Annotated in this window: 5 protein-coding genes; 1 reads left to right on the forward strand and 4 read right to left on the reverse strand. The window is 67.6% G+C overall.

Going from position 1 to position 4,837, the window contains the following annotated elements; genetic code table 11:
- The 4 genes from ricT to Q0H50_RS08410 all read right to left on the reverse strand — a co-directional run.
- A partial coding sequence (gene ricT, locus Q0H50_RS08395; RefSeq protein ID WP_294421371.1) for a regulatory iron-sulfur-containing complex subunit RicT occupies positions 1 to 1,015 on the reverse strand: 1,015 nt, incomplete at its 3' end.
- Between the two features lie 14 nt (positions 1,016 to 1,029).
- Positions 1,030 to 2,205, reverse strand: coding sequence for a DNA polymerase III subunit delta' (locus Q0H50_RS08400; protein ID WP_294421373.1), 1,176 nt, complete (start codon positions 2,203 to 2,205; stop codon positions 1,030 to 1,032).
- A 5-nt stretch (positions 2,206 to 2,210) separates the two neighbouring features.
- The gene (gene tmk, locus Q0H50_RS08405) at positions 2,211 to 3,110 is read right to left on the reverse strand and encodes a dTMP kinase (RefSeq protein WP_294421375.1); all 900 of its coding nucleotides are present in this window, start codon (positions 3,108 to 3,110) and stop codon (positions 2,211 to 2,213) included.
- Positions 3,111 to 3,114: 4 nt separating this feature from the next.
- Positions 3,115 to 4,269, reverse strand: a complete 1,155-nt coding sequence (locus Q0H50_RS08410) for an NADP-dependent malic enzyme (protein WP_294421376.1) — start codon at positions 4,267 to 4,269, stop codon at positions 3,115 to 3,117.
- Positions 4,270 to 4,596: 327 nt separating this feature from the next.
- On the opposite strand from Q0H50_RS08410, the gene Q0H50_RS08415 reads away from it, so the two are divergent.
- A partial coding sequence (locus tag Q0H50_RS08415) for a hypothetical protein (protein ID WP_294421378.1) occupies positions 4,597 to 4,837 on the forward strand: 241 nt, incomplete at its 3' end.

Below are 4,837 nucleotides of genomic sequence, written 5' to 3' on the forward strand. Positions count from 1 at the left end.
TGCTGGACCGGCCGGGCTTGGGCTCGCCCGCGCCTTCTGCCTTCTTGCCGCCGGGGACGTGGCGCACGCTGGCGCGGTCGGCCAGCTTGTCCTTGCCCGACAGCTGCGGGGTCGCCAACGCGGCAGCGGCCCCGAAGGGATCCCCGGGTTGCTCGCTCATAGCGCGCTCCCACGCCTCGCATCCCACGCACTTCGGACGTGCGCCCTCCTCGGGCGCATCGAAGTCGGCAAGCGGGACGCGCACCGGCTTCTCGCCCTCGATGCGCAGCGACACCACTTCGCGCGGGACGTCCAGATCGACCACCTTCGCCACGCCATCAGGCGTTTCCACCTGGGCATTCTTCTTCGGCGCGCGGCTCTTGAAATCCTTGTACGCATCGTATTCATAGCGCAGGCAGCACATGAGCCTGCCGCACACGCCCGAGATCTTCTGCGGGTTCAGCGACAGGTCCTGCTCCTTGGCCATGCGAATGGACACGGGGCAGAACTCGCCGCCCAAGCGCTTGCAGCACAGCTCCTGGCCGCAATGGCCCAGGCCGCCCACCATACGCGCCTCGTCGCGCACGCCGATCTGACGCATGTCCACGCGCACGTGCAGGCGCGAGGAGAGCGTGCGCACCAGCTCGCGGAAGTCGACGCGATTCTCGGATTCGAAGTAGAACACCGCCTTGTCGCCGTCGAAGAGGTACTCCACCGAAACCGGTCGCATTTCCTCGGACGCCTTCGCGGCAAGCTCCTTGAACACGGGAAGCGCCTCGGCGGCGCGGGCCTCGAGCTCTGCCTGCTTTGCACGATCCTCGTCGTCGGCCACGCGCAAAACGGGCTTCAAGGGGGTTTTCAGCTTCTTGACCTGGTCGGGCGTTGCCTCGAATGCAGGCTCGCCCATATGGCCGAACTCGGTTCCCCGGGCGGTTTGGACCACGACGTCGCATCCGGCGTGCAGTTCCAGCTCGCCCGCATCGAACCACAGGGTTTTCGGGTTGTAGGGCAGGTTGACAGGCGCTATGCGGACCATGGCGCTCCTTCTTTCTATCTGGTATACGCCCGCGGCGCCGCGTTGGGCAGCGCACGGCCGTAGAGTATGTCGCGAACCTCGAGCAGCATCGCGTCGATGCACGTCTCGGGAGATACATTATACGAGATGGCGACGTCGCAGCGGCGCACGGCGGCGATGGCCGCGGCGGCACGTGCGGCGTCGGTACGCGCGGCGGCATCCTCGACCGATGCCCTGACGTCCTCATTGACCACCTGATCGGGTGCGCCTGCGGCCTGGGCCATGACGTCGCGCAGCCACGAACGGGTGATGCCGGTGAGCTGGCGCAGCGACTCGGCGGTTTTAGCCGTGAGCTGGCGCTTGTTGCGCGCCTCGATCTGGCGGATGGCCGACTTCGCCAGGAAGTCGGCATTCTCGGCAAGTTCCGCCTCCTGTTCGGCGCGCACGGTGTCGAGCGGGAGCTTCACGCGTATCACCAGGTCGGCGGCAAACCCGATGACGTCCCAGTCGTCGGCGCGGCGCAGGCAGGCCAGCACCTCGAGCACCCGGGCGCGGAACTCAAGGCGCTCGTTGGACTTCAGAAACTCCACCGCGCGGGTGATCGACCCGTCGCAGGCCTGCAGCGCCACGCGCGCCTGCTGGGGGCTTGCGCCCGAGTTCTGCACCACGATGCCCGCCGCCTCCGAGACCGAGATGGTGCGGAACGGCACCACCTGGCACCGCGAGACGATGGTGGGCAGCACGCTCTCGCGGGTGCGCGCGAGTAGGATGAGCACCACATCGGCGGGCGGCTCCTCAAGCGTTTTCAGGAACGCGTTGGCCGCCTGCACGCCCAGCAGGTCCACGCGATCGAGGATGTAGACCTTGCGATCGGCTTGGATGGGCGCCAAGGCGGTGTCGGCCACGATGCCGCGCACCTGCTCGACCAAGTAGCCGGCAGCGCCTTCGGGCTCGAACATGCGCACGTCCGGATGCTTTTTGCGCATGATGCGGCTACAGGTGTCGCACGCGCCGCAGTTGCCGCCGCGAGGGCCCTTGGGGCCTTTCGGGCACAGAATGCCCTGGGCGAAGGCGAGCGCCGCGAGCGTCTTGTTCGAGCCCGCCGGCCCGCAGAACAGGTACGCGTGGCTGACGCGGCCCGACGCCACGGTGGCGCGCAAGAACTCGCGCACCTGCGGCTGGCCCAAGATGTTCTCGAATGCGTCTGCCATAAGCGTTACTGCTGCTCCTTGCCCGACCGGTCCGCGCGAGACGTCGACGCGGAATCGTCGCGATAGTCCACACGGCCCTCATGGGTTCGATGCACATCAAGGCGCTCGAAATACGCCTCGTTTGCGCGCACGAAGTCGCCCATCCACGGGAACAGGTCCGCCAGCTGGCCGAACACCTGCACCGCCGTATGCGATTTGCGCCCGCTCGAGCGTACCAGGCGCACACGGCGCGGGTCCTCGCGCGCGATCTCCAAAAAAGCCGCGTTCACACGGGCGTGGAAATCCTGGCCCGCGCGCTCCATGCGATCGGCCCCGGCGCGGCGCGTGGCGCGCTCCAGGCCCTCTGCTGCGCTGTCGGCCACCAGCAAGATGGTGCGATCGGGCACGATACCTTGGCACGCGAACGCGTTGGCCGCTTCCACGAACGCGCGGTCGAGCCCGCGCCCATAGCCTTGGTATGCCACGGTGGAATCGGTGAAGCGGTCGCACAGGACCACGGCCCCACGCTCGAGCGCCGGGGCTATGACCTGGCTGACCAGCTGCGCGCGGGCTGCCTCGAAGACAAGCAGCTCCGAAGCATCGCATATATCGGAGTTCGCCGGGTTCAGCACCACGCCGCGCAGCTGTTCGCCCACCTCGGTGCCGCCGGGCTCGCGAAGGCACAAGACCTCGCGGCCCATGGCGGTAAGGGCGTTGGCCAAAAAGCGGATATGGGTGGTCTTGCCGGCGCCGTCGCCGCCCTCGAATGTGACGAACACGCCGCGCTCGGGCGCCTGGTCGGCGGAAAGCCCCTGATCGGCGGCCTGCGCGGGAGCGGCCGGGTGCGCCGGGGCGCCCGAAGCCGGACGACTCTCGCGCATCATCGGCACCTCGCTGACGATGCCCGTGTTGCGGATATCGGCCACGTTGCTATCCCTGCACCGCGCCGGCCACGGCGGCTGCCACGGCTTCCACGGCGCGCGGGTCGAACGGCTCGGGCATGATGAAGTCCTCGCACAGCTCCTCGTCGGAGACGAGCGCGGCGAGCGCCTCGGCGGCGGCCAGCTTCATCTGCTTCGTGATGCGCGTCGCGCGCGATTCCAGGGCGCCCTTGAAGATGCCCGGGAACGCCACCACGTTGTTGATCTGGTTCGGGAAGTCCGAGCGGCCGGTGCCCACCACGCGGGCGCCGGCGGCGCGGGCAACGTCCGGGAAGATCTCGGGCGTGGGGTTGGCCATGGCGAACAGGATGGCGTCGGAGTTCATGGACTCGACCATCTCAGCGGACACGATGCCCGGGGCGGAGACGCCCACGAAGATGTCGGCGCCGCGCATGGCGTCGGCCAGCGTGCCCTCCTCGTCATCGAGGTTGGTGGTGGCGAGCATGGCGCGCTGGGCCTCGTTGATGCCCTCGGAGCGCGAGTTGATGATGCCGCACTTGTCGCACAGGATAAGGTTCCTGAAGCCGTAGTTGAGCAGCAGCTTGGCGATGGCGATGCCCGCAGAGCCGGCGCCGTTGACCACCACGCGGCAGGCTTCCTTCTGCTTGCCCGTCAGGCGAAGCGCGTTGATGACGCCGGAAAGCACCACGATGGCGGTGCCGTGCTGGTCGTCGTGGAACACGGGGATGTCGAGCTCGTCGATTAGACGGCGCTCGATCTCGAAGCAGCGCGGCGCAGAAATGTCCTCGAGGTTGATGCCGCCGAAGCTGGGGGCGAGGCGCTTGACGGTCTCGACGATCTCGTCGACGTCCTGCGTGTCAAGGCACAGCGGGACGGCGTTCACGCCGCCGAAGGTCTTGAACAGGGCGCACTTGCCCTCCATGACGGGCATGGCCGCGGCAGGGCCGATGTTGCCCAGGCCGAGCACGGCCGAACCGTCGGAGACGACGGCCACGGTGTTGGCCTTCATGGTGTACTTGTACGCATCGGAAGGGTTCTCGGCGATCTTGCGGCACGGCTCGGCGACGCCGGGGGTGTAGGCCAGCGCCAGGTCCTCGCGCGTTTCGATCCTCATCTTCGGGACGGTTTCCAGCTTGCCCTGCCACTGCTCATGCAAACGCAACGATTCCTGCGCGATATCCATGCTGCTCCATGCACCTTTCCCTATGCACGGCGCCGGCGGCGCCGTTTAACGTGAGTGTTCCCGCTCCCTTGGGGAGCGAATGTCCTGCTAGGGATTATACCCCTTGACCCTTGCCGCCCGCCCACCGCGCGCGCTCTCCCCGAAAAACGCCCATGAGGTGTGTTTCGCCCGATGAGCTGGGGGCGTACAAAGATGAGGTAAGCGAATACGGAAAGGGCCGCCAAGCCTTCGAGCCGCGCCGCCGGTGCGGCGCCGATGCCCGGCAGGCCCCATGCGACGCATAACGAGCCCCGCCCGAAACGGGGGCAGGGTATGAAAGGAAACGACATGGAAAGATCCCGCAAACGCGTCTTCGCCGCGCTCGACGAGGACAAGACGATGCACCTGGTGGCGCAGCGGGCGGTCCGCATCGCCCACGATGAGGGCGCCGCCCTGCGGTTCGGGCACATCGTGGACGCATTGCCGACCGACGCGAGCATCGCGAACCATGCGGCGCTGTCCGATTCGGTGCGCCAGCGCCTGTGCACGGACCTGGCCGATGTCCTGGCGCTGGCGAACGCCTCCGAGC

It is taken from the genome of uncultured Senegalimassilia sp., assembly GCF_934632265.1.
Classification (GTDB): Bacteria; Actinomycetota; Coriobacteriia; order Coriobacteriales; family Eggerthellaceae; genus Senegalimassilia.

Coding starts and splice junctions, on each gene's coding strand:
- Q0H50_RS08410 (WP_294421376.1), bottom strand. CDS start 4,269: ATGGATATCGCGCAGGAATCGTTGCGTTTGCATGAGCAGTGGCAGGGC.
- Q0H50_RS08400 (WP_294421373.1), bottom strand. CDS start 2,205: ATGGCAGACGCATTCGAGAACATCTTGGGCCAGCCGCAGGTGCGCGAG.